This is a genomic window from Paraburkholderia phymatum, assembly GCF_038900715.1.
GTDB classification, from domain to species: domain Bacteria; phylum Pseudomonadota; class Gammaproteobacteria; order Burkholderiales; family Burkholderiaceae; genus Paraburkholderia; species Paraburkholderia phymatum_A.
Genome location: NZ_JAYMRZ010000008.1, coordinates 282058 through 304368, shown reverse-complemented (window position 1 = coordinate 304368; position 22311 = coordinate 282058). Strand labels below are relative to the sequence as shown.

At 63.4% G+C, this 22311-nt stretch carries 21 protein-coding genes; 15 read left to right on the top strand and 6 right to left on the bottom strand.

Going from position 1 to position 22311, the window contains the following annotated elements; translation table 11 throughout:
- Positions 1 to 11: 11 nt before the first annotated feature.
- Positions 12 to 1682, top strand: a complete 1671-nt coding sequence (gene aceF / locus VSR68_RS17615; protein ID WP_342941055.1) for a dihydrolipoyllysine-residue acetyltransferase — start codon at positions 12 to 14, stop codon at positions 1680 to 1682.
- Between the two features lie 177 nt (positions 1683 to 1859).
- Positions 1860 to 3911 carry a dihydrolipoyl dehydrogenase gene (gene lpdA / locus VSR68_RS17610; protein WP_342941054.1) on the top strand — a complete coding sequence of 684 codons (2052 nt, stop codon included), beginning with the start codon at positions 1860 to 1862 and terminating at the stop codon, positions 3909 to 3911.
- Between the two features lie 396 nt (positions 3912 to 4307).
- On the opposite strand, the gene VSR68_RS17605 is transcribed toward lpdA, so the two are convergent.
- Entirely contained in the window at positions 4308 to 4892 is a 585-nt protein-coding gene (locus tag VSR68_RS17605; protein ID WP_342941053.1) for a phasin family protein, read from the bottom strand.
- A 766-nt stretch (positions 4893 to 5658) separates the two neighbouring features.
- Between VSR68_RS17605 and pbpG the strand changes: the two genes are divergently transcribed.
- Positions 5659 to 6825, top strand: a complete 1167-nt coding sequence (pbpG, locus tag VSR68_RS17600) for a D-alanyl-D-alanine endopeptidase (RefSeq protein ID WP_342941052.1) — start codon at positions 5659 to 5661, stop codon at positions 6823 to 6825.
- Positions 6826 to 6943: 118 nt separating this feature from the next.
- Here pbpG and VSR68_RS17595 read toward each other — a convergent pair whose 3' ends face one another.
- Positions 6944 to 7753 (bottom strand): IclR family transcriptional regulator, encoded by an 810-nt coding sequence (locus tag VSR68_RS17595; RefSeq protein WP_342941051.1) that lies wholly within the window; start codon positions 7751 to 7753, stop codon positions 6944 to 6946.
- A gap of 200 nt (positions 7754 to 7953) precedes the next feature.
- On the opposite strand from VSR68_RS17595, the gene VSR68_RS17590 reads away from it, so the two are divergent.
- Together VSR68_RS17590 and VSR68_RS17585 are read left to right on the top strand one after the other, a co-directional pair.
- A complete protein-coding gene (locus VSR68_RS17590; RefSeq protein WP_342941050.1) occupies positions 7954 to 8676 on the top strand; it encodes a (Fe-S)-binding protein in 723 nt (240 codons plus the stop codon).
- An 85-nt stretch (positions 8677 to 8761) separates the two neighbouring features.
- Positions 8762 to 10174, top strand: a complete 1413-nt coding sequence (locus tag VSR68_RS17585; RefSeq protein ID WP_342941049.1) for a lactate utilization protein B — start codon at positions 8762 to 8764, stop codon at positions 10172 to 10174.
- Positions 10175 to 10303: 129 nt separating this feature from the next.
- Here VSR68_RS17585 and VSR68_RS17580 read toward each other — a convergent pair whose 3' ends face one another.
- Positions 10304 to 10807: a hypothetical protein gene (locus tag VSR68_RS17580; protein WP_342941048.1), complete on the bottom strand. Its 504-nt coding sequence runs from the start codon at positions 10805 to 10807 to the stop codon at positions 10304 to 10306.
- Positions 10808 to 11079: 272 nt separating this feature from the next.
- Here VSR68_RS17580 and VSR68_RS17575 point away from each other — a divergent pair, with 272 nt between their 5' ends.
- The 10 genes from VSR68_RS17575 to iscX all read left to right on the top strand — a co-directional run bounded on the left by VSR68_RS17575 (position 11080) and on the right by iscX (position 18230).
- Positions 11080 to 11316, top strand: coding sequence for a hypothetical protein (locus VSR68_RS17575; RefSeq protein ID WP_342941047.1), 237 nt, complete (start codon positions 11080 to 11082; stop codon positions 11314 to 11316).
- A 103-nt stretch (positions 11317 to 11419) separates the two neighbouring features.
- The gene (locus VSR68_RS17570) at positions 11420 to 11947 is read left to right on the top strand and encodes a low molecular weight protein-tyrosine-phosphatase (protein WP_342941046.1); all 528 of its coding nucleotides are present in this window, start codon (positions 11420 to 11422) and stop codon (positions 11945 to 11947) included.
- Positions 11948 to 12057: 110 nt separating this feature from the next.
- On the top strand, positions 12058 to 12582 hold the full coding sequence (iscR, locus tag VSR68_RS17565; RefSeq protein WP_054924799.1) for a Fe-S cluster assembly transcriptional regulator IscR: 525 nt from the start codon (positions 12058 to 12060) through the stop codon (positions 12580 to 12582).
- Between the two features lie 69 nt (positions 12583 to 12651).
- Positions 12652 to 13875 carry an IscS subfamily cysteine desulfurase gene (locus VSR68_RS17560; RefSeq protein WP_342941045.1) on the top strand — a complete coding sequence of 408 codons (1224 nt, stop codon included), beginning with the start codon at positions 12652 to 12654 and terminating at the stop codon, positions 13873 to 13875.
- Between the two features lie 57 nt (positions 13876 to 13932).
- Positions 13933 to 14352, top strand: coding sequence for a Fe-S cluster assembly scaffold IscU (gene iscU / locus VSR68_RS17555; RefSeq protein WP_342941044.1), 420 nt, complete (start codon positions 13933 to 13935; stop codon positions 14350 to 14352).
- 146 nt (positions 14353 to 14498) lie between these two features.
- Positions 14499 to 14822, top strand: a complete 324-nt coding sequence (gene iscA, locus VSR68_RS17550; RefSeq protein ID WP_090864914.1) for an iron-sulfur cluster assembly protein IscA — start codon at positions 14499 to 14501, stop codon at positions 14820 to 14822.
- A gap of 115 nt (positions 14823 to 14937) precedes the next feature.
- The gene (hscB, locus tag VSR68_RS17545) at positions 14938 to 15465 is read left to right on the top strand and encodes a Fe-S protein assembly co-chaperone HscB (protein ID WP_342941043.1); all 528 of its coding nucleotides are present in this window, start codon (positions 14938 to 14940) and stop codon (positions 15463 to 15465) included.
- A 149-nt stretch (positions 15466 to 15614) separates the two neighbouring features.
- Positions 15615 to 17486, top strand: a complete 1872-nt coding sequence (gene hscA, locus VSR68_RS17540) for a Fe-S protein assembly chaperone HscA (RefSeq protein ID WP_342941042.1) — start codon at positions 15615 to 15617, stop codon at positions 17484 to 17486.
- 189 nt (positions 17487 to 17675) lie between these two features.
- Positions 17676 to 18017: an ISC system 2Fe-2S type ferredoxin gene (gene fdx, locus VSR68_RS17535; RefSeq protein ID WP_342941041.1), complete on the top strand. Its 342-nt coding sequence runs from the start codon at positions 17676 to 17678 to the stop codon at positions 18015 to 18017.
- Positions 18018 to 18032: 15 nt separating this feature from the next.
- Positions 18033 to 18230, top strand: a complete 198-nt coding sequence (iscX, locus tag VSR68_RS17530) for a Fe-S cluster assembly protein IscX (protein ID WP_342941040.1) — start codon at positions 18033 to 18035, stop codon at positions 18228 to 18230.
- Positions 18231 to 18382: 152 nt separating this feature from the next.
- Here the strand turns inward: iscX and VSR68_RS17525 are convergent, their stop codons facing one another.
- From VSR68_RS17525 to prfB, 3 genes are all read right to left on the bottom strand, one after another.
- A complete protein-coding gene (locus tag VSR68_RS17525) occupies positions 18383 to 19168 on the bottom strand; it encodes a glycine zipper 2TM domain-containing protein (RefSeq protein ID WP_342941039.1) in 786 nt (261 codons plus the stop codon).
- Between the two features lie 380 nt (positions 19169 to 19548).
- On the bottom strand, positions 19549 to 21090 hold the full coding sequence (gene lysS, locus VSR68_RS17520) for a lysine--tRNA ligase (RefSeq protein WP_342941038.1): 1542 nt from the start codon (positions 21088 to 21090) through the stop codon (positions 19549 to 19551).
- A 102-nt stretch (positions 21091 to 21192) separates the two neighbouring features.
- Positions 21193 to 22297 (bottom strand): peptide chain release factor 2 gene (gene prfB, locus VSR68_RS17515; RefSeq protein WP_342941037.1). Its coding sequence is split into 2 segments (ribosomal slippage): positions 21193 to 22215 and positions 22217 to 22297, totalling 1104 coding nucleotides; the frame shifts between segments, so codons are not numbered across the junction.
- Positions 22298 to 22311: the final 14 nt, after the last annotated feature.

The following is a 22311-nucleotide window of genomic DNA, read 5'->3' as shown; positions in this document are numbered from 1 at the left end:
GACAGAAAACAATGAGCCAAGCGATCGAAGTCAAGGTACCGGACATCGGCGATTACAAGGACATTCCTGTAATCGAGGTGCTGGTGAAGGCGGGTGATACCGTCGAGAAAGAGCAGTCGCTCGTCACGCTGGAATCCGACAAGGCGACGATGGATGTGCCGAGCCCGGCGTCGGGCAAGGTGAAGGAAGTGAAGGTCAAGCTTGGCGATACGGTGTCGGAAGGCACGCTGATCGTGCTGCTCGACGGCGAAGGCGGTGCCGCTGCCGCGAAGCCCGCGCAAGGCAACGGAGCGGCCGCGCCCGCGCCTGCCGCGGCGCCCGCTCCGGCGGCTGCTCCCGCTCCCGCTGCTGCATCGACGGCAGGCGGCGTGCAGGAAATCAAGGTGCCGGATATCGGCGACTACAAGGACGTGCCCGTGATCGAAGTCGCCGTGAAGGTCGGCGATCGCGTCGAGAAGGAGCAGTCGCTCGTCACGCTCGAATCGGACAAGGCGACGATGGATGTGCCGAGCCCGGCCGCCGGCGTCGTCAAGGAAGTGAAGGTCAAGGTCGGCGATGCCGTCTCCGAAGGCACGCTGATCGTACTGCTCGAAGCCGAAGGCGGCGCCGGCGCACCGGCTCCGGCTGCCGCGCCCGCTGCGGCGAAGCGCGAAGAAGCGCCGTCGGACGCGCCCGCCGCGCCGTCGCCGGCACCCGCTCAGCCTTCCGCGCTCGCGCAGGCGCCCGTCATTCCGGCAGGCGAAGGCGGCGCGTATCGCGCGAGCCATGCGTCGCCGTCGGTGCGCAAGTTCGCGCGCGAGCTGGGCGTCGACGTGTCGCGCGTGCAAGGCACGGGTCCGAAGGGACGCATTACGCAGGACGACGTCACCGCGTTCGTCAAGGGCGTGATGACGGGCCAGCGCGCGGCGCCCGCCGCGGCTGCAGCGCCGGCTGGCGCGGGCGGCGGCGAGCTCGGCTTGCTGCCGTGGCCGAAGATCGACTTCACGAAGTTCGGCCCGATCGATCCGAAGCCGCTGTCACGCATCAAGAAGATTTCCGGCGCGAACCTGCATCGCAACTGGGTGATGATTCCGCATGTCACGAACAACGACGAAGCGGACATCACCGACCTCGAAGCGCTGCGCGTGCAACTGAACAAGGAGCACGAAAAGGCAGGCGTGAAGTTCACGATGCTCGCATTCGTGATCAAGGCCGTCGTCGGGGCGCTCAAGAAATTCCCGACGTTCAATGCGAGCCTCGACGGCGACAACCTCGTGTTCAAGCAGTACTACCACGTCGGGTTTGCCGCCGATACGCCGAACGGTCTCGTCGTGCCCGTGATCCGCGATGCGGACAAGAAGGGCCTCGTCGATATCGCGAAGGAAATGGCGGAGCTGTCGAAGCTCGCTCGCGAGGGCAAGCTCAAGCCCGACCAGATGCAAGGCGGCTGCTTCTCGATCTCGTCGCTCGGCGGCATCGGCGGCACGAATTTCACGCCGATCATCAACGCACCCGAAGTCGCGATCCTGGGCCTGTCCCGCAGCGCGATGAAGCCGGTCTGGGACGGCAAGCAGTTCGTGCCGCGTCTGACGCTGCCGTTGTCGCTGTCGTATGACCATCGCGTGATCGACGGTGCGGAAGCCGCGCGCTTCAATGCGTACCTCGGGTCGATTCTTGCCGATTTCCGGCGTGTGATTCTTTGATTGTTGATGTGATGGCCGTCGCCTGAACCTCGCGTCAATGCGTTCGTTCAGGCGCGTTCGTCGAGCCTGCGTTGCCGTCTCGCCTGCTGGCGGACGGCGTCGGGCCTGCGCTTCGTGTCGCGGGTTCGGCGTTTTGGCGGCCTTCTTTCAACACGGTCAATAAGAGAAGGGGACACTATGAGTCTCGTCGAAGTGAAGGTGCCGGACATCGGCGATTTTAAGGACGTCGATGTCATCGAAGTCAATATCAAGCCGGGTGACACGATCGAAAAAGAGCAGTCGCTGCTGACGCTCGAATCGGATAAGGCCTCGATGGAAGTGCCGAGCGATACGGCCGGCACCGTCAAGGAAGTCCGCATCAAGGCCGGCGACAAGGTCTCGCAGGGCACTGTCATCGCCGTCGTCGAAACGTCTGGTGAAGCGAAGGCCAGCAAGGAACCGGAGAAGGGGGCGCCTGCGCCCGCGCCCGCAGCCGCATCGACGGCGGGCGGCGGCGTGCAGGAAATCAAGGTGCCGGATATCGGCGACTACAAGGATGTGCCCGTCATCGAAATCGCCGTGAAGGCCGGCGACCGCGTCGAGAAGGAGCAGTCGCTCATCACGCTCGAATCGGACAAGGCGACGATGGACGTTCCGAGCCCCGCAGCTGGCGTGGTCAAGGAAGTGAAGGTCAAGGTCGGCGATGCCGTGTCCGAAGGCACTGTGATCGTGCTGCTGGAAGGCGCGGGCGCGCCGGCGGCTGCGCCGAAGGCAGCGGCTCCCGCACCGGCTCCCGCTGCTGCGCCCGCGCCGCAAGCGGGCAGCTATTCCGGCTCGGCCGACATCGAGTGCGACATGCTCGTGCTCGGCGCGGGCCCCGGCGGTTACTCGGCCGCGTTCCGCTCGGCCGACCTCGGCATGAAAACGGTGCTCGTCGAACGTTATCCGACGCTCGGCGGCGTGTGCCTGAACGTCGGCTGCATTCCGTCGAAGGCGCTGCTTCACACGGCGCTCGTCATGGACGAAGTGGACGAACTCGCAGCGCACGGCATCTCGTTCGGCAAGCCGCAGATCGATCTCGACAAGCTGCGCGACTTCAAGTCGGGCGTCGTCAAGAAACTGACGGGCGGTCTCGCCGGCATGGCGAAGGCGCGCAAGGTCGAAGTCGTCACGGGCGTCGGCACGTTTGTCGATCCGCATCATATGGAAGTGCAGGGCGAGGGCGGTAAGAAGGTCGTCCGTTTCAAGCAGGCGATCATCGCGGCCGGTTCGCAAGCCGTGAAGCTGCCGTTCATTCCGGAAGATCCGCGCGTCGTCGATTCGACGGGCGCGCTCGAACTGCCCCAGATTCCGAAGCGCATGCTCGTGATCGGCGGCGGGATCATCGGGCTGGAAATGGCGACGGTCTATGCGACGCTCGGCGCGCAGATCGACGTCGTCGAAATGCTCGACGGCCTGATGCTGGGCGCGGACCGCGATCTCGTGAAGGTCTGGGAGAAGTTCAACAGCCAGCGTTTCACGAACGTGATGCTGAAGACCAAGACGACGGCAGCGGAAGCGAAGGCCGACGGCATCTACGTGTCGTTCGAAGGCGAGAAGGCGCCTGCCGAGCCGCAGCGCTACGACCTCGTGCTCGTCGCCGTGGGCCGCAGCCCGAACGGCAAGAAGATCGGCGCGGACAAGGCGGGCGTCGCCGTGACGGATCGCGGCTTCATCGAAGTCGACAAGCAGCAGCGCACCAACGTGCCGCACATCTTCGCGATCGGCGACGTCATCGGCCAGCCGATGCTCGCGCACAAGGCCGTGCACGAAGGCCACGTCGCGGCGGAAGCGGCGCACGGCGAAAAGGCGTACTTCGACGCGCTGCAGATTCCGTCGGTGGCCTACACCGATCCGGAAGTGGCTTGGGCGGGCAAGACGGAAGACCAGTGCAAGGCCGAAGGCATCAAGTACGGTAAGGCGGTGTTCCCGTGGGCCGCGTCGGGCCGCGCGATCGCCAACGGCCGCGACGAAGGCTTCACGAAGCTGATCTTCGACGAAGAGACGCATCGCGTGATTGGCGGCGGCATCGTCGGCCTGAATGCGGGCGACCTGATCAGCGAAGTGTGCCTCGCGATCGAGATGGGTGCCGATGCAACGGATATCGGCAAGACGATCCATCCGCATCCGACGCTCGGCGAATCGATCGGCATGGCCGCCGAACTGTACGAAGGCGTCTGTACGGACCTGCCGCCGCAAAAGAAGAAGTGAGCGGCGGGCGGCGTGAGTTCGTCACGCCGCTATCGCGATCAGCGCATGTGACAACGGCGCGTCCCTCGAAAGAGGGCGCGCCGTTTTTCATGGCATCGCGTTGGCGTCGCAATTGCCGCCGCGCCGTCACGCCTTGTATGAAACGCGCGGCGACGCAGATGGCAAAGCGAACGCACAGCGAGCAGGCAAAAAAATCCCGGCCTGAGCCGGGGAAACGATACGCTGTTTAACGTATCGGAGCGTCTGGCCGCCCGGTCGCCGAAGCGTTGACCGTGCGGCGCCATTCCGTTCCGCCAGTCACTTCGACAGTGTCTCTCGCGGCTGCGCCTCGACGGATGCTGGCGCATCCGTCAGGCGCGGGTGAGGCCCGATCCGTTGAAACCGTTTCGTTGATTCTTAGACAGCAGCCTTCTTGGCCGATGCTGCCGTGCGCGAAGCCTGAGCAGCAGCTTGCGAAGCGGCCTTCGATGCAGCCGTTGCAGCAGCGTTGAAGTTGCTTTCAGCGATTTCGACAGCTTGCTTCGTTGCCTTGTGAACCGTTTCGTACGTCGTGTTAGCAGCCGTGATGGCCGACTTGATCACGGCGACAGCCGTTTCCGAACCAGCCGGTGCGTTCTTCGCGACGTTCTCGACGAGCGCTTGCATCTTCTTGTTCTGCTCTTCGTATTGCGCTTCAGCGACGCGTGCGAATTCAGCTTGCGTAGCCGATGCGATTTCGTACAGGTGACGGCCATACGACAGAACTTTTTCTGCCACCGGCTGCGTCAGGCCCGCTTGCAGCGCGAGCAGTTCTTGCGCGTCCTTCACCGACAGCGCGCGTTGTGCGTTTTCCTGGCCTTCCGCGATCGTCGACTTGACGACTTGCAGATTCAGCTCGACCAGCTTTTCGACGCCTTCAAATGCCTTCGAGGTCAGGCCGAACAGGGTTTCGAGATTTGCCTTCTGCGCTGCGGCGAATTGCTCAGGGGTCAGCAGAGTCATGTTTACGCTCCTGGATTACCGGCCCGTCTATCGCGGACCGAGTTGGGTTAACTGCAGATCGGGTTGAGTTCGCTGGTCCGCAGTGCGTTGTGCGTCGCAGCAACGGTTCCCATTTTAGGACGGCTCTGATGGAAGTCAAGAACTATTTTGTGCAACGCACAACGCATAGAAACTGCTGCTAAAACAGTAGGTTATGTAGCGTTTATGACATTGCGGTGAAGCGTGCGCACACTAGGGTTTGCACTGATGTGGTGCCGCAAAAAACGCGCTCTCCCAAGCCGCGAAAGGCGGCGGCACGCCAGCGGCGCATTTTTGATCGAAAAGGTAAAATTCTCAGGTAAACCGAAAACCGTAGCGGAACGTTAAAACTCCATTCCGGTCGAACGCGCGATGTGTTGTTTCCAGTAGTCGCTTAAAAGTTGGCGGCTTGCGGTGTCTGCGAAACGCGCATTGGGTGCGGACGGCAACGTTCCGGGACGTTTGCGAGTCGGATCGATTCCCTACCGTACGCGACCGTACTTCCCCTGATCAAGTTTCTGTCGAATATGCCGATATGCTGATCGAGTGAGTCCCGTTCAGTGGCAAGGCAGTGGCGACGTGCCGGCGTGTCATTGGTATTTTCGATGACACACCCGTGGCTTATTGTCTTTCTTAACGAAGCCTGACAACTTGGTTTAAGGAAGGTCGATAAGTGCTTAATATTGCTAATTTTTAACTGTTTTACTACACTGGCGAAAACTCTCTCGCCGCTCCAAACAGAACACTAATGAAAACCGACATGTTTTCGTCACTGAAAGTGATGCACGGCGCGGCGCTCAGCACCGCTCTGTCGGTGGCTGCCTCGGTGGTCATCGCAGCGGCTTTTGCCGCACCCGTCGACGCGTTCGCCGCGTCCGCCACCGCTCCCGCCAAATCGGCGAAAGCAGGCAAGAAGGCGTCCAAAAAGGCGGCTGCCGAGAAGGTCTCCAGCCGGTCGTCGAAAGCCGTGAAGGCAGCGGCCGTCGCCAACGACGAAGAATCCCGTCCCGTTTCGAAGAAGCGCCGTGTCGCGTACACGATGAACGGCCGGCATCACACGGCCGTTCGCCGTGTCGCGTTCGAGCCGCGTCAGCCGTCCGTCGGCACGGCGTTCGGGCTGCACGAAACACCCGATGCGCTGATGCTGCGCTCGAGCGTCGCTTACGTGGTTGACCAGAATACGTCGGAGACGCTGTTCGACAAGAACTCGCGCGCCGTCGTGCCCATCGCGTCGATCACGAAGCTGATGACGGCGATGGTCGTGCTCGATTCGAAGGCGCCGATGACCGAGCAGATCGAAGTCACGGACGAAGACCGCGATTACGAGAAGAACACGGGCTCGCGTCTGTCCGTCGGCTCGGTGCTCTCGCGTGAAGACATGCTGCACATCGCGCTGATGGCGTCGGAAAACCGCGCCGCAGCCGCGCTGTCGCGCTATTTCCCGGGCGGCCGTCCCGCTTTCATGGCGGCGATGAACGCGAAGGCGAAGGCGCTCGGCATGACCGACACGCACTTCGAAAACCCGACGGGCCTGACGAGCCAGAACGTGGCCAGCGCGCGCGATCTCGTGAAGATGGTCAACGCCGCGTATCAGTATCCGATGATCCGCAGGTTCTCGACGGATCGCAGCTACGATGTGTACACGGGCAAGCGCACGATCGCGTACAACAGCACGAACGCGCTGGTGCGCAATTCGTCGTGGGACATCGGCTTGCAGAAGACGGGCTTCATCAACGAAGCGGGTGAGTGCCTCGTGATGCAGGCGACGATCCACGACCGTCCGATGATCCTGGTGCTGCTCGATTCGTCGGGCAAGTACTCGCGTTTCGCCGACGCTCAGCGTCTGCGCACCTGGCTCGACAACGGCGGTGAACAGCGCATCACGAGCGCGGACGCCAACGGCGCAGGAACCTGAGCGCAAACCTCCCGACGAGACACAACAAAAAGCCCCGCATCAGCGGGGCTTTTTTAATTGCATCGGTTCTAGCGGCTCGCAGCGGTGCTTGCACGCGCAGTACGCGGCAACACGCAAATCATGCGGAATGCGCCGGCGACGTAGCGGCCTGCTGCTCATGCGGGTGATAGCCAAGCGATTCGGAAATCACGAGCGCCGTCTTGCTCAACTGACCGAGCCAGGAATCCTGCAGGCGGTCTGCGGGCGCGGAAAGCGACAGGCCGGCGACCAGCTTGCCCGTATCGTCGTAGATGCCCGCCGCGATGCAGCGCACGCCCAGTTCCAGTTCCTCGTTGTCGCGTGCGCAGGCTTGCTGGCGCACGTGCAGCAGTTCGCGTTCGAGCTTCGCCAGATCGGTGATGCTGTTCTGCGTATGGCCGGACAGGCCCGTGCGCGTCGCATACGCGCGCACGCGCGTCGATTCGTCCGCGGCGAGGAAGAGCTTGCCGACGGAGGTCAGATGCAGCGGCGCGCGGCCGCCGATCGCGCGCACGACCTGCATGCCCGAGCGTTCGGAGTAGGCGCGTTCGATATAGACGATCTCGTCGCCCTGGCGCACCGACAGGTTCACGGTCTGCCCCGTCATTCGGTGTAGCTCGCGCATCGGCATCAGCGCTGCGTCGCGCACCGACAGGCGCGCTTTCACGAGATTGCCGAGTTCCAGCAGCCGCATGCCGAGGCGGTAAGTGCCGGGGTCCGAGCGGTCCACGAGACGGCACGTCACCATGTCGTTCAGGATCCGATGGGCAGTGGAAGGGTGAAGATCGGTGCGCTGCGCGAGTTCCTTCAGGCTGACGGGATCGCTGTGCGCGGCGAGGGCGTCCAGCAGGCGCATCATGCGCTCGATCACCTGGATCGAGGTTTTGGGGTCCGGGTTCGTGTCGCTCATAAGACTAGACGGTTGACGCGTCAAACAGCGGAAAACCGATTGTATCTCGTATTGTGAAAAAAGCGAACGCCGGTCGACATTGTCGTCGACTGGCGGCGTCGCGCGGCTCACTGCGGGTTCATTGCGCGTAGGGGCCGTCACGCGTTGGTATTGCGCGCCAAACAGCGGATAATCAGGGACGTTTCCCCGGAGGAGCACTCATGCGAGTCGGTTTTTTCGTCACCTGCCTGATCGATCTGATGCGCCCCGAAATCGGCTTTTCCGCGATCAAGCTGATCGAGCGCGCGGGCTTCGAAGTTTACGTGCCGCCGGCGCAAACGTGCTGCGGGCAGCCGGCCTACAACTCCGGCGATCGCGGCCTTGCGCGCGATCTCGCGGAAAAGACGCTGCGCGAGTTCGAGCAGTACGATTATGTGGTCGTGCCGTCGGGGTCTTGCGGCGGGATGATCCGCACGCACTACGGCGATCTCTTCGCGGATGACCCGGAGCTGATGGGCCGCTTCGGGCGTCTGCGTCCGAAGGTCTATGAGCTGACCGATTTTCTCGCCACCGTCGCGAAGATCGAACTGACACCGGGCGACTTCCGCGGGCCCGTCACGTATCACGATTCGTGTTCGGGGCTGCGCGAACTGGGCGTCAAGGAGCAGCCGCGCGCGCTGCTCGCGCAGGCGGGCGTCGCCGTGACGGAGATGAAGAACTGCGAGCACTGCTGCGGCTTCGGCGGCACCTTCGCGCTGAAGTTCGGCGATATCTCGACGGCGATCGTCGACGAGAAATGCGGCAACATCCAGGCAAGCGGCGCGAATACCGTCGTGCTCGGCGATCTCGGCTGCATGCTGAACATCGAAGGGCGCCTGCGCCGCACGGGCGATACGACCACGCGCGTGCTGCATATCGCGCAGGTGCTGGCGGGCGACGCATAAGCCGCGCGTTCTGGCCCGGGCAGTGCAGTCAACGGCAGTCAGCAAGCTGGCAGTCAACACCGATAACCCGATCCCCAAGGCCGTCATGCAAGTCCAAACGATGCAGTTCAAGGCGCGCGCGGGCCAGAAACTCGCCGACCAGCGCCTTCAGCAAAATCTGACCAAGCTGTCGACGAAGTTCGTGTCGGCGCGTGCGTCGGCGATGACCGCGATCGACTTTCCGGCGACGCGCGCCGCGCTCAAGGAGCGTCGCAACCGCGCGCTGGAGAACCTCGACGTCTGGCTCGAAGCGTTCGAGCGCGAGGCCACGCGGCGTGGCGTGACCGTGCTGCTCGCCGAGACGACGCAGGAAGCCGCGAAGCTCGTCGCCGATATCGCGCGCAAGCACGACGTGAAGAAGGTGATCAAGACGAAGTCGATGGTGTCCGAGGAGATGCGCCTGAACGAGGTGCTCGGACAGATGGGCGTACAGTCGATCGAAACCGATCTCGGCGAGTACATCCTCCAGATCAACGACAACGAGCCGCCGAGCCACATCATTGCGCCCGTCGTCCACAAGGACAAGGAAGAGATCGCCGATCTGTTCGCGAAGACGCACCAGCGGCCGCGCCTGACCGAAATCCCCGAGATGACGCGCGAAGCGCGCGAGATGCTGCGTCCGCATTTCATGACGGCCGACATGGGCGTGACGGGCGGCAACTTCGTGATCGCGGAAACAGGCTCGGTCGCGCTCGTGACCAACGAGGGCAACGAGGGCATGTGCACGGTGATGCCGCGCGTGCACGTCGCGGTGACGGGCATCGAGAAAGTGCTGCCGACGCTCGAGGATCTCGCGACGGCCATGCGTCTGCTGCCGCGCTCGGCGACGGGGCAGGACATCTCGAACTATTTCTCCGTGCTGACGGGGCCGCGCGCGGCCGACGATCAGGACGGGCCGGACCATATGTACGTGGTGCTCGTCGACGGCGGGCGCACCGGGCTGATCGGCGGCGACTTTCAGGAGATGCTGCGCTGTATCCGATGCGGCGCGTGCATGAACCACTGCCCGGTGTATCAGAAGGTCGGCGGCCATACGTACGGCTGGGTTTATCCGGGGCCGATGGGCTCTGTGTTGACGCCGAGCTACGTGGGCATCGAGAAGGCGCTCGACCTGCCGCAGGCCGCGACCCTCTGCGGGGAATGCAATAGCGTGTGCCCCGTCGGCATTCCGCTGTCGGATCTGCTGCGCAAGCTACGCGAGCGGCAGATGGAGCGTCATCTGCGGCCGTGGCAGGAGCGGTTCGGGTTGGCCGTCTGGGGTTATCTCGCGATGCGTCCGACCGCATACGGACTTTTCACGAAGCTCGCCGTGCGAATCCTGGAGCGGATGGGCGGCACCGGCAAGTCGATCGCGAAGCTGCCGCTCGGCGCCGGCTGGACGAACACGCGCGAGATGCCCGCGCCCGTCGGACGCACGTTCCGGGAGCTGTATGCGGCGAGCAAGACGCATATCGGATAGGTTGCTGCCTGCTTGTCGACTGCATCGTCGGCGCCGAAGACATCAATAGAAAGAGGCTGCATCGCCTGAGCGATGCAGCCTCTTGTTCTTTGGGCGCATAGGAGCCAGTTGGCCGGTTCGCGCCGCGCGTCAATGCCAACTGCTCTGGCCGCCGGCCCAGGGGTTGTGGTAATTGCCGCCGCGATCTCCGCCGCCCCGGTTGCCGCCTTGCGGTTGCCCCCCGCCTGGCTGAGCCGGCGGCCGGCTGCCGTGCCCGCCACCGCCTGCGTTCATCGGCGGGTTGTTCGCTTGCGGCGGCGGTCCGTGCGGTCCGCCGCCGCCGTTCGGTCCGCGGTGATCGTTCCCGTTCCAGTTTCCGCGATCGTGGTCATGGCCGCGGTCGCCCCAGCCGCCCCAATGACGGTGATCGTAATCGCGTCCGGAATAGCCGCCTCCGCCGAAGCCGAGGAACAGGCTCGATTGCACAGGCGGTTCCGCATAGCCGTATGCGGGCGCCCCGTAAGGGTCGTAGTAGCCGTCGCCGTAGCCATAGGCGGGGGCTCCGCCATACGGATATGCGGCACAGCCACCGAGCGCTGCAGCCGCGCAGACGGCCGCGGCAATGGGTGCGAGAGAAGGAATAAGACGTTTCATTTGAGTGTTAGACAGACTGACGAGAGGCACATTGCCCATACGTTATTTGTAGCGCCAGCTGCGTATTACCTGTGTGTGCTTTTGTAAGGATTTCTTTCGGCTACCGAAAGGCACGGCTGCGGCGGCTGCAAACTGGTCAGTGGTCCGACTGTTCATCTGGGCGCAACGCAGCGTTGTCTTTGGGCGGGTTTTTCCGGATTGCGTCTTCATCTACCATTTCGACTGGGCAAAGTGCGTCTGTGCACCTCGGCCCGCTTTGAGAGAACGACATCATGAAAAAGAAAATATCGGTGTATTGGCCTTGGGCGATCATCGTGCCGCTTGCGGCCGCTGCGTACCTGCATCTGTACAACGACGCGGGTGCGCAATCGTCGCAGTCGCCGCTCGCGGCCGACCGCGTGTCGGCGGAACTGGCGCGCGCCGTGTCTTACGGATACGTCGGCGGCGAAGCGTCGATGCCCGCCTCCACGATGCACCCGGCCGCCCGCATGCCGGCCCAGCCGATGTGATCGGCAAGGCTGGCGCGGCGCCGGCGTGATTTTGCACGGCTTTGTATAATCGCGACACTGTTTCACCTTTTATGACACATGCGGCTGAGCCGCTCAGCCATCGATGAATACGGTCGCCATCTGCTTCGTGTGCCTTGGGAACATCTGCCGTTCCCCGACTGCGGAAGGCGTCATGCGGCGCATGCTGGCCGAGGCGAAGCTGACTGATCGCGTGATCGTCGATTCGGCGGGCACGGGCGACTGGCACATCGGCGAAGCGCCGGACGAGCGCGCGCAGCGCGCGGCCAGAAGTCGCGGTTACGATTTGTCGACATTTCGCGGGCGTCAGATCACCGCCGCCGATTTCGAGCGTTTCGATCTGGTCATCGCGATGGACGACAAAAACGTCGCGGCGCTCAGACAGATCTGTCCGCCCGCGCAGCGGGACAAGATTCGTCTGCTGATGGAGTTTGCGACCGACGCAGGCGCGCCGGTCGCGGATGAAGTGGAAAAAGTTGCGCCAGGTTTCGATACGCGTGAAGTCGTCGATCCGTACTTCGGGGGCGGCGAGGGCTTCGAAATCGTGCTGGACCAATGTGAAACCGCCTGCCGTGGCCTCATTGCGGCACTTCGGCCCCAATTGACCCTGTAACAAAAGTTTTCGTTAAGCGAATGACCCAAATCACATTGGGGATACTTGACTAAATCTGTCATGTATTTATACTTGACCAAACTTGTCGAGAATTGCGGTTCCCACCAGATATGAGACTCACCACGAAAGGCCGTTTCGCCGTCACGGCGATGATCGACCTGGCCCTGCGCCAGGAGCAGGGCCCGGTGACGCTTGCGGGTATCAGCCAGCGCCAACACATCTCCTTGTCCTACCTCGAGCAGCTGTTCGGCAAGCTGCGCCGGCACGAGATCGTCGAATCCGTGCGCGGGCCGGGCGGCGGCTACAACCTCGCGCGTCGCGCTGAGGATGTGACGGTGGCGGACATCATCATCGCCGTCGACGAGCCGCTCGATGCCACGCAATGCGGCGGCAAGGGCTCGTGCGAGGGCACGAAGCATCACGACGGCCATTGCATGACGCACGAGTTGTGGTCGACGCTGAATCAGAAGATGGTCGAATATCTCGACTCCGTTTCCCTGAAAGACCTGGTCGACCAGCAGCGCTCGCGCGAAGGCGCGACGGCCGTGCTGCGCGATCGTCGCACCGAAGCGCCCGCCGTCGAGCCGCGCGTGGTGCCGAAAGGTCCGAATTCCGTTTTCAATATGGCCGGCTGACCGAGCGCGCAATCAGACGCGCACGCCAGAACCGCAAAGCCAAATGCACTGATGTCCCCGGAGCGATTGATGAATAACGACATTCCCCACCTGCCCATTTACATGGACTACAGCGCGACGACGCCTGTCGATCCGCGCGTGGTGGACAAGATGATTCCGTATCTGCGCGAGCAGTTCGGCAATCCGGCGTCGCGTAGCCACGCATACGGCTGGGACGCGGAGCGTGCCGTCGAGGAAGCGCGCGAGAACGTCGCGGCGCTTGTGAACGCCGACCCGCGCGAAATCATCTGGACGTCGGGCGCGACGGAATCGGACAACCTCGCGATCAAGGGCGCTGCGCACTTCTACAAGACGAAGGGCAAGCACGTGATCACGGTGAAGACCGAGCACAAGGCCGTGCTCGACACGTGCCGCGAGCTCGAGCGCGAAGGTTTCGAAGTGACGTATCTGGATGTGAAGGACGACGGCCTGGTCGATCTGGACGCGTTCAAGGCAGTGCTGCGCCCGGATACGATTCTGGTGTCGGTGATGCACGTGAACAACGAGATCGGCGTCATCCAGGACATCGAGACGATCGGCGAGATCTGCCGCGAGAAGGGCATCATTTTCCACGTCGACGCGGCGCAGGCGACGGGCAAGGTCGTAATCGACCTGCAGAAGCTGAAGGTCGACCTGATGTCGTTCTCGGCGCACAAGACGTATGGCCCGAAGGGCATCGGCGCGCTGTACGTGCGTCGCAAGCCGCGCGTGCGCATCGAAGCGCAGATGCACGGCGGCGGCCACGAGCGCGGCATGCGCTCGGGCACGCTGGCGACGCACCAGATCGTTGGCATGGGTGAAGCGTTCCGTATCGCGCGTGAAGAAATGGCGACGGAAAACGAACGCGTCCGCATGCTGCGCGACAAGCTGCTGCGTGGTCTGCAAGAGATCGAAGAAACGTATGTGAACGGCGACATGGAACAGCGTGTGCCGCACAACCTGAACATCAGCTTCAACTTCGTCGAAGGCGAGTCGCTGATCATGGCGGTGAAGGACGTCGCGGTGTCGTCGGGCTCGGCATGCACGTCGGCTTCGCTGGAGCCGTCGTATGTGCTGCGCGCGCTCGGCCGCAACGACGAACTGGCGCACAGCTCGATCCGCTTCACAGTCGGCCGCTTCACGACGGAACAGGACGTCGATTACGTGATCAACCTGCTGAAGAGCAAGATCGCGAAGCTGCGCGATCTGTCGCCGCTGTGGGAAATGCACAAGGACGGCGTCGATCTGTCGACGATCCAGTGGGCCGCGCACTGAGCGCGCCCGAATCAGTCGATCACGAACGCAGGTTGAATCGAATCAAGGAGTGACAACATGGCATATAGCGACAAGGTTCTGGACCACTACGAAAACCCGCGCAACGTCGGCTCGTTCGCGAAAGACGACGATACCGTCGGTACAGGCATGGTCGGCGCGCCGGCTTGCGGCGACGTGATGAAGCTGCAGATCCGCGTCGGCGCGGACGGCGTGATCGAGGACGCGAAGTTCAAGACGTATGGCTGCGGTTCGGCCATCGCGTCGAGTTCGCTCGTCACGGAATGGGTGAAGGGCAAGACGCTCGATCAGGCGCTCACGATCAAGAACACGCAGATCGCCGAAGAACTGGCGCTGCCGCCGGTGAAGATCCACTGCTCGATCCTCGCGGAAGACGCGATCAAGGCAGCGGTTGCCGACTACAAGCAGCGTCATGGCGAAACGGCTGGCGCAGCAGCAGCGAGCGCCGAGCAGGCGTAAGCGCATTGCGCGTCGCTTGAGCGCGGTAGTGGCGAGGCGTGGCGACCGATACTTGAAATCGTCGCCCGCCGGAACGATTTGAGATGCAGGCAGGGTCGCGACACGGGTCGTGAGCAACGACGGCGTGCCGCACATTGAGAAACGCTATGGCAATTACGTTGACCGAAAAGGCAGCACAGCACGTCCAGAAATATCTGACCCGGCGCGGCAAGGGCGTCGGACTGCGGCTCGGTGTGCGCACGACGGGTTGCTCGGGGCTCGCGTACAAGCTCGAGTATGTCGATGAACTCGCGCCCGAAGACCAGGTGTTCGAATGCAATGGCGTGAAGATCGTGGTCGACCCGAAGAGCCTCGCCTATATCGACGGCACCGAGCTCGACTTCGCGCGCGAAGGGCTGAATGAAGGCTTCAGGTTCAACAATCCGAACGTGAAGGACGAATGCGGCTGCGGCGAATCGTTCCGCGTGTAAGCGCGCGAATTACGCGGAAAAGGCGGCCTGTGCCGCCTTTTTTCAATTTCGCCACGAGCATCGGAAGATGCCTGCCTGATCTGCGCCACACGCTTTCGACGGACAAACCAATCTGATGGCCTCGCTGAACGACAGTCACTTCAAACTCTTCGATCTGCCCGAGCAATTCGCGCTCGACGCGTCCGCGCTCGACCACGCGTACCGCACGGTGCAGGCGCAGGTGCATCCCGACCGCTTCGCCGCGGCGGGCGACGCGCAGAAGCGCATTGCGATGCAATGGGCGACGCGCACGAACGAGGCGTATCAGACGCTGCGCGATCCGCTCAGGCGCGCGCGCTATCTGCTGTCGCTGCGTGGCGTCGACGTCGGCGCGGAGAACAACACGGCGATGGAGGCGGCATTCCTGATGCAACAGATGGAATGGCGCGAGAGCATCGAAGACGCGTCGGCCGCGAAGAATGTCGGTGCGCTCGATGCGCTGCTCGCGGAACTGCGCGACGAAGAGAAGGCGCGCTTCGCGAAGCTGTCCGCGTTGCTCGACAGCGGCTCGAACCAGGCAGCAGGCGAAGCGGTGCGGCAACTGATGTTCATCGAGCGCGTGGCGTCGGAGATCGGCACGCAGATCGAACGGCTCGACAGCTAGCGCGACGCGTAGAATTGCGCCGCGCGAATCCAGCCGTCTGACTAGCGCTGCGCGAATGCGCAGCCCGAACGACACGCGAACTTACATGATCAGGACCGGGGCCTAATCGATTTCGATGAACCCCCGACGGACCCCGAAGAAGATTCCAGATGGCTTTACTGCAAATTTCCGAACCCGGCATGGCGCCCGCGCCGCATCAGCGGCGACTCGCTGTCGGCATCGACCTTGGCACCACCAACTCTCTCGTCGCGGCGGTGCGCAGCGGCGTGCCCGACGTTTTGCCCGATGACGAAGGCCACTATCTGCTGCCGTCCGTCGTGCGGTATCTGGAGAAGGGCGGCCGGCGCATCGGACGCGTGGCGAAAGCGGAAGCCGTCACCGATCCGCGCAACACGATCGTCTCCGTCAAACGCTTCATGGGTCGCGGCAAGAGCGAAGTCGAGCACGCCGAAAACGCGCCGTACGATTTCGTCGACGCGCCCGGCATGGTGCAGATCCGTACTGTCGACGGCGTGAAGAGTCCCGTCGAAGTATCGGCGGAAATTCTCGCGACGCTGCGCTATCGCGCGGAAGACACGCTCGGCGATGAACTCGTCGGTGCGGTGATCACGGTGCCTGCCTATTTCGACGAAGCGCAGCGCCAGGCGACCAAGGACGCCGCGCGTCTCGCCGGTCTCAACGTGCTGCGTCTGTTGAACGAGCCGACGGCGGCCGCGATCGCATACGGTCTGGATAACGGCGCCGAAGGGCTTTACGCGGTGTACGACCTCGGCGGCGGCACGTTCGATCTGTCGATCCTGAAGCTGACGAAGGGCGTCTTCGAAGTGCTCGCGGCGGGCGGCGATTCGGCGCTCGGCGGCGACGACTTCGATCACGCGCTGTATCGCCACGTGCTGGAAAAAGCGAATGTCGCGGCGCAGTCGCTGACGCCCGAAGACGTGCGTCAGTTGCTCGATACGGTGCGCGAGGCGAAAGAGGCGCTGTCGTCGGTGCCCAGCACGGCTGTCCAGGTCACGCTCACGAGCGGCGCGAAGATCGACGTCACCGTCGACGAGGCGACGTTCGAGACGATCACGCAGGCGCTCGTGCAGCGCACGCTCGGGCCCACGAAAAAGGCGCTGCGCGATGCGAAAGTGACGCCCGCCGATATCAACGGCATTGTGCTGGTCGGCGGCGCGACGCGCATGCCCGTCATTCGCCGCGCCGTCGAAAACCATTTCGGCCAGCCGCCGCTGACGAATCTCGACCCCGACAAGGTGGTCGCGCTCGGCGCCGCGATTCAGGCCGACCTGCTCGCGGGCAATCGTGGCGCCGACGGTGACGACTGGCTGCTGCTCGACGTGATTCCGCTGTCGCTGGGCGTCGAAACGATGGGCGGGCTCGCGGAGAAAATCATTCCGCGCAACTCGACGATTCCGACCGCGCGCGCGCAGGAATTCACGACCTTCAAGGACGGCCAGACGGCGATGGCGATTCACGTCGTCCAGGGCGAACGGGAACTCGTGTCCGACTGCCGTTCGCTCGCGCGCTTCGAGCTGCGCGGCATTCCGCCGATGGCGGCGGGCGCGGCGCGCATCCGGGTCACTTATCAGGTGGATGCCGACGGACTGCTGTCCGTGTTCGCGCGCGAGCAGCATTCGGGCGTGGAGGCATCGGTGGTCGTGAAGCCGTCGTACGGTCTTGCCGACGACGACGTCGCGCGCATGCTCGAAGACAGCTTCCAGACGGCCGAAGTCGATATGCGCGCCCGCGCGTTGCGCGAGGCGCAAGTCGAAGCGCAGCGTCTGATCGAAGCGACGGAAGCGGCGCTCGCCGCCGATGGCGAACTGCTCGACGCCGACGAGCGCGCGACGCTCATCGGCCTCATCGAGGCGCTGCGAGTGGTCGCGCCGGGCGAGGACGTCGACGTTATCGAAACGGCAACGAAGACGCTCGCCGAGGGCACCGACGAATTCGCCGCGCGTCGGATGGACAAGAGCATCCGGCGGGCGCTCGCGGGCCGCAAGCTGGACGAGATCTGACGCGGCCATTTGACGGCAAGGCGGGGCATCAGGACGCGCCTGGCGCAATGACGGCGATGCAGTGTGAAAACGCGATTCATGCGTCGCCGGAGAATCACGCAGCGCGTGCCAAAAACGGCCGCGCGATCAGTAAAATGGTACGGTGCCTGAAGGGCGGCGTCCGTGCCCCACAGACCAAACGGAATTTGTATGCCTCAAATCGTTGTGCTGCCTCACGTCGAACTGTGTCCGGACGGCGCGGTCATCGACGCCGTGCCGGGCAAGAGCGTCTGCGACAACCTGCTCGATAATGGCATCGAGATCGAGCATGCGTGCGAGAAGTCCTGCGCATGCACGACGTGTCACGTGATCGTGCGTGAGGGCTTCAACGCGCTGGAACCGTCGGAAGAAGACGAGGACGATCTGCTCGACAAGGCATGGGGTCTCGAGCGCGAATCGCGGTTGTCGTGCCAGGCGCTCATGCCCGAGGACGACGATCTCGTCGTCGAGATCCCGCGTTATTCGATCAACCACGCGAAGGAAAATCACTAACAGGAGCATGCAGCCATGAAGTGGACCGATACGCAAGACATCGCGATGGCCTTGACGGACAAGCATCCGGAAATCGACCCGCAACAGGTGCGCTTCACCGACCTTCACCGCTGGGTGATGGCGCTGGACGGCTTCGACGACGATCCGAACCGCTCGAGCGAAAAGATCCTCGAAGCGATTCAGGCGGCATGGATCGAGGACGCGGATTACTGAAAGCGTTCCGACTGTTGCTTGCCGTATCAGGCGCGGCGAAAGAAAAGGCGACTCACGTGTGAGTCGCCTTTTTCGTATGCGGCGCGCGAATGGTGCGAGCGAAGCGGGCGCGAGAATCGGGCGAGCGAATACAGCGCGCCGGATCGTCTCGCCTAGCCGGCGACCAGCGTGCCGTTCTGCACGCGCACGCGCTGGCCTTGCTGGAACGGCGGTGCCTCGTGATAGGTGAAGTAGCGCGTCTTGCCGTTCTCCATGCGCACGCGCACTGAATAACTGGTTGTGCTGCGCAGATGTTTTTCGACCGAATTGCCGGCAAGTCCGCCGCCGAGCGCGCCGAGCAGCGTCATCGCGGTACGGCCGCCGCCGCTGCCGAACTGGTTGCCGACGACACCGCCCGCCACCGCACCGCCGACAGCGCCAATGCCCGTGCCATGCCCTTCCTGACGCACGGCCGAGATCGCCTCAACGGTCCCGCAAGTCGAGCAGTGGGCCGGTTGCGCGGGCTGTTGCGGCGCATATTGCTGCTGCGGTTGCTGCGCGTATTGAGGCTGCTGCGCGTATTGAGGGCTCGTCGGCGCTGGCGCGCGGGGGACCTGCTCGGCCTGTTGCGCCTGCTGGGCTTGTTGCTGTGCGGCTTGTTGCGCAGCCTGCTGTTGCGCGGCTTGCTGCTCAGCCGCCTGCTGCTGAGCGGCGGCTTGTGGCTGTTGCTGCGCGGGCAGACGGGCCGGTTGCGCGGTATCGACGAGCGGTTGCTGCTGCTGCGTGACGGCAGCCGATTGCGTCTGATCGTTGACCGCGCCGTTGCTCGACGCCTTCGGGAACAGGCCCGTTATAGCGGCTGTGGCCGCGAGACTGGCGACGATGACGGCGCCCGCTGCCACCGCAATCAGCGGGTGAAGCCGGCGCGGCGAATTTTGCGGGTTGTTCGGATTGTTCATGGTGATCGGCCTCCGTCTGGACAGAGTTGCCCTTCGCGACTGGGTGAGGCATCAGGGTGTGCGATAAAGCTCAACCCTAAGTGTCGGACACGCCGTTCGCGCCGGGGTTTCAATTTGTAACGACAGGCGCGCGCAATATTTACGCGCACGAAACGCAAGAAGCGCGCCGTGCGGCTAGATTGGCATCGTCCGGGTGTTTCGGCGGGTTTGAAGAATCAGGCGTGCGCTGGCACTGCGCAGCTTTTACCGGTGGTTACAAAAACGACCCGTAACGTGGCAAGAAGTGGAAGGACAGTGAGGCGAAGGAAGCGCGCACGGTCCGAAAAAACGAGCCGTGCGCGAATGCCGCCATGCGGGCAGCAGATGAAGCAACGTCGCGGTCAGTCTTCGCGGCGCAGATGCGGGAACAGAATGACGTCGCGGATGCTCGGGCTGTCGGTGAGCAGCATCACCAGACGGTCGATGCCGATGCCGCAGCCACCCGCGGGCGGCATGCCGTATTCGAGCGCGCGGATATAGTCGGCGTCGTAGTACATCGCTTCCTCGTCGCCGGCGTCCTTCTGGTCGACCTGTTTCTTGAAGCGCGCAGCCTGGTCTTCCGGATCGTTCAGTTCCGAGAAGCCATTGGCGATTTCGCGGCCCGTGACGAACAGCTCGAACCGCTCGGTGATGCCTTCGACGCTATCCGATGCGCGCGCGAGCGGCGACACCTCGATGGGGTAATCGATGATGAACGTCGGCTCCCACAGCTGCGATTCCGCCGTTTCCTCGAAGAGCGCCAGTTGCAGCGAGCCCGTGCCGGCATTGAGGAATTGCGGCTGCGTCGTGTCGACGCCAAACTTCTTCAGTTCAGTGCGCAGGAACGCGCCGTCCGTCAGTTGCGCATCCGTGTACTGCGGCGCGTACTTCTGGATCGCCTGCGTGATCGTCAGCCGATGGAACGGCTTCGACAGGTCCAGCTCGCGGCCCTGATACGCGATCGTCGCGGTGCCGAGCGCATCGACGGCGGCCTGGCGGATCAGCTGCTCGGTGAAGTCCATCAGCCACTTGTAGTCCGTATAAGCGGCGTAGAACTCCATCATCGTGAATTCCGGATTGTGACGCGGCGACACGCCCTCGTTACGGAAATTCCGGTTGATCTCGAACACGCGCTCGAAGCCGCCGACCACCAGCCGCTTCAGATACAGCTCGGGCGCGATGCGCAGGAACATCTGCATGTCGAGCGCGTTGTGATGCGTGACGAACGGCTTCGCCGCCGCGCCGCCCGGAATCGGGTGCAGCATCGGCGTTTCGACTTCCATGAAGTTCGCGTCGGCCATGAACTTGCGGATCGACGACACCGCCTTCGTGCGGGCGACGAACGTCTTGCGCGCTTCCGGCGTGACGATCAGATCGACATAGCGCTGGCGATAGCGCATTTCCTGGTCGGCGAGACCGTGGAACTTGTCGGGCAGCGGACGCAGCGCCTTCGACAGCAGACGCAGTTCCGTGCAGCGCACGGACAGCTCGCCCTTGTTCGTGCGGAACAGCACGCCCTTCGCCGCGACGATGTCGCCCAGGTCCCACTTCTTGAACGCCTCGTATGTCGCCTCGCCGACGTCGGCGGGCGTGATGAAGAACTGGATCTGGCCCGAACCGTCCCGCACCGTCGCGAAGCTCGCCTTGCCCATCACGCGCTTGAGCATCATGCGGCCGGCCAGCGCGACTTGCAGCGCCTGCGCTTCGAGCGCGTCCTTGTCGGTGTCCGCGAATCTGGATTGCAGATCGGCGGCATGGTGGGTCGGACGGAAGTCGTTCGGATAGGCGACGCCTTGCTCGCGCAGCGCGCGCAGCTTTTCGCGGCGCTCGGCGATGATCTGGTTGTCGTCCAACTCGGCGACAGCGTTCAGCGGGGCCGCATTCGGCTGGGTCGGTTCGGTCATGGTGATGATGGTCGGTGTTCGGTGCCTCGCGCGCGCCTTCACGGCGTGGGCGCACAGGCGGTCAAAAATACGGCGCGGCGGAATGCGCCGCGCCCGTTGCGCTCAGATGCCCTGTTTCAGGCTCGCGCTGATGAACGCGTCGAGATCGCCGTCGAGCACGCTCTTCGTGTTGCTGATTTCGACGTTGGTGCGCAGATCCTTGATGCGGCTGTTGTCGAGCACGTACGAACGGATCTGGTGGCCCCAGCCCACGTCCGACTTGCCCGCTTCGAGCTTGTCCTGCTCCGACTGACGCTTGCGCATTTCGGCTTCGTACAGGCGCGACTTCAGCATCGCCATCGCTTCGGCGCGGTTGCGGTGCTGCGAGCGGTCGTTCTGGCACTGCACGACGATGCCCGACGGGATGTGCGTGATACGCACGGCGGAGTCGGTCTTGTTGATGTGCTGACCGCCTGCGCCCGAAGCGCGGTACGTGTCGATGCGCAGATCGGCCGGATTGACTTCGATCTCAAACGACTCGTCGATTTCCGGATACACGAACACCGACGAGAACGACGTGTGACGGCCGCCCGACGAGTCGAACGGCGATTTGCGCACGAGGCGGTGAATGCCTGTTTCGGTGCGCAGGAAGCCGTATGCGTATTCGCCTTCGACCTTGATCGTCGCGCTCTTGATGCCCGCGACGTCGCCTTCCGATTCTTCGAGCACTTCGGCCTTGAAGCCCTTGCGTTCGCAGTAGCGCAGATACTGGCGCAGCAGCATCGACGCCCAGTCGCACGCTTCCGTGCCGCCGGCGCCTGCCTGGATGTCGATGAACGCGTTGTTCGGGTCGGCCGGATTCGAGAACATCCGGCGGAACTCCATGTCTTCGATGCGCGCCGTCAGTTTCGTGGCGTCTTCTGCGCACGCGACGAGCGTGTCCTCGTCGTTTTCCTCGCGCGCCATGTCGAAGAGATCCTTCGTGTCGCGCAGGTCGTTATCGAGCGCGCCCAGCACCTCGACGACGCCTTCGAGCAGCTTCTTTTCCTTGCCGAGCGCCTGCGCGTGCTGCGAGTCGTTCCAGACGTTCGGGTCTTCGAGTTCCTTGTTGACTTCGATCAGCCGCACTGCCTTGGCATCGTAGTCAAAGATACCCCCGTAGCTCGCCTGCGCGCGTGCGCAGGTCGGCCAGAGAGGCTTCGATCGCGTTGAGACGTTCCGCTTCCATGTCGATCCACTAGT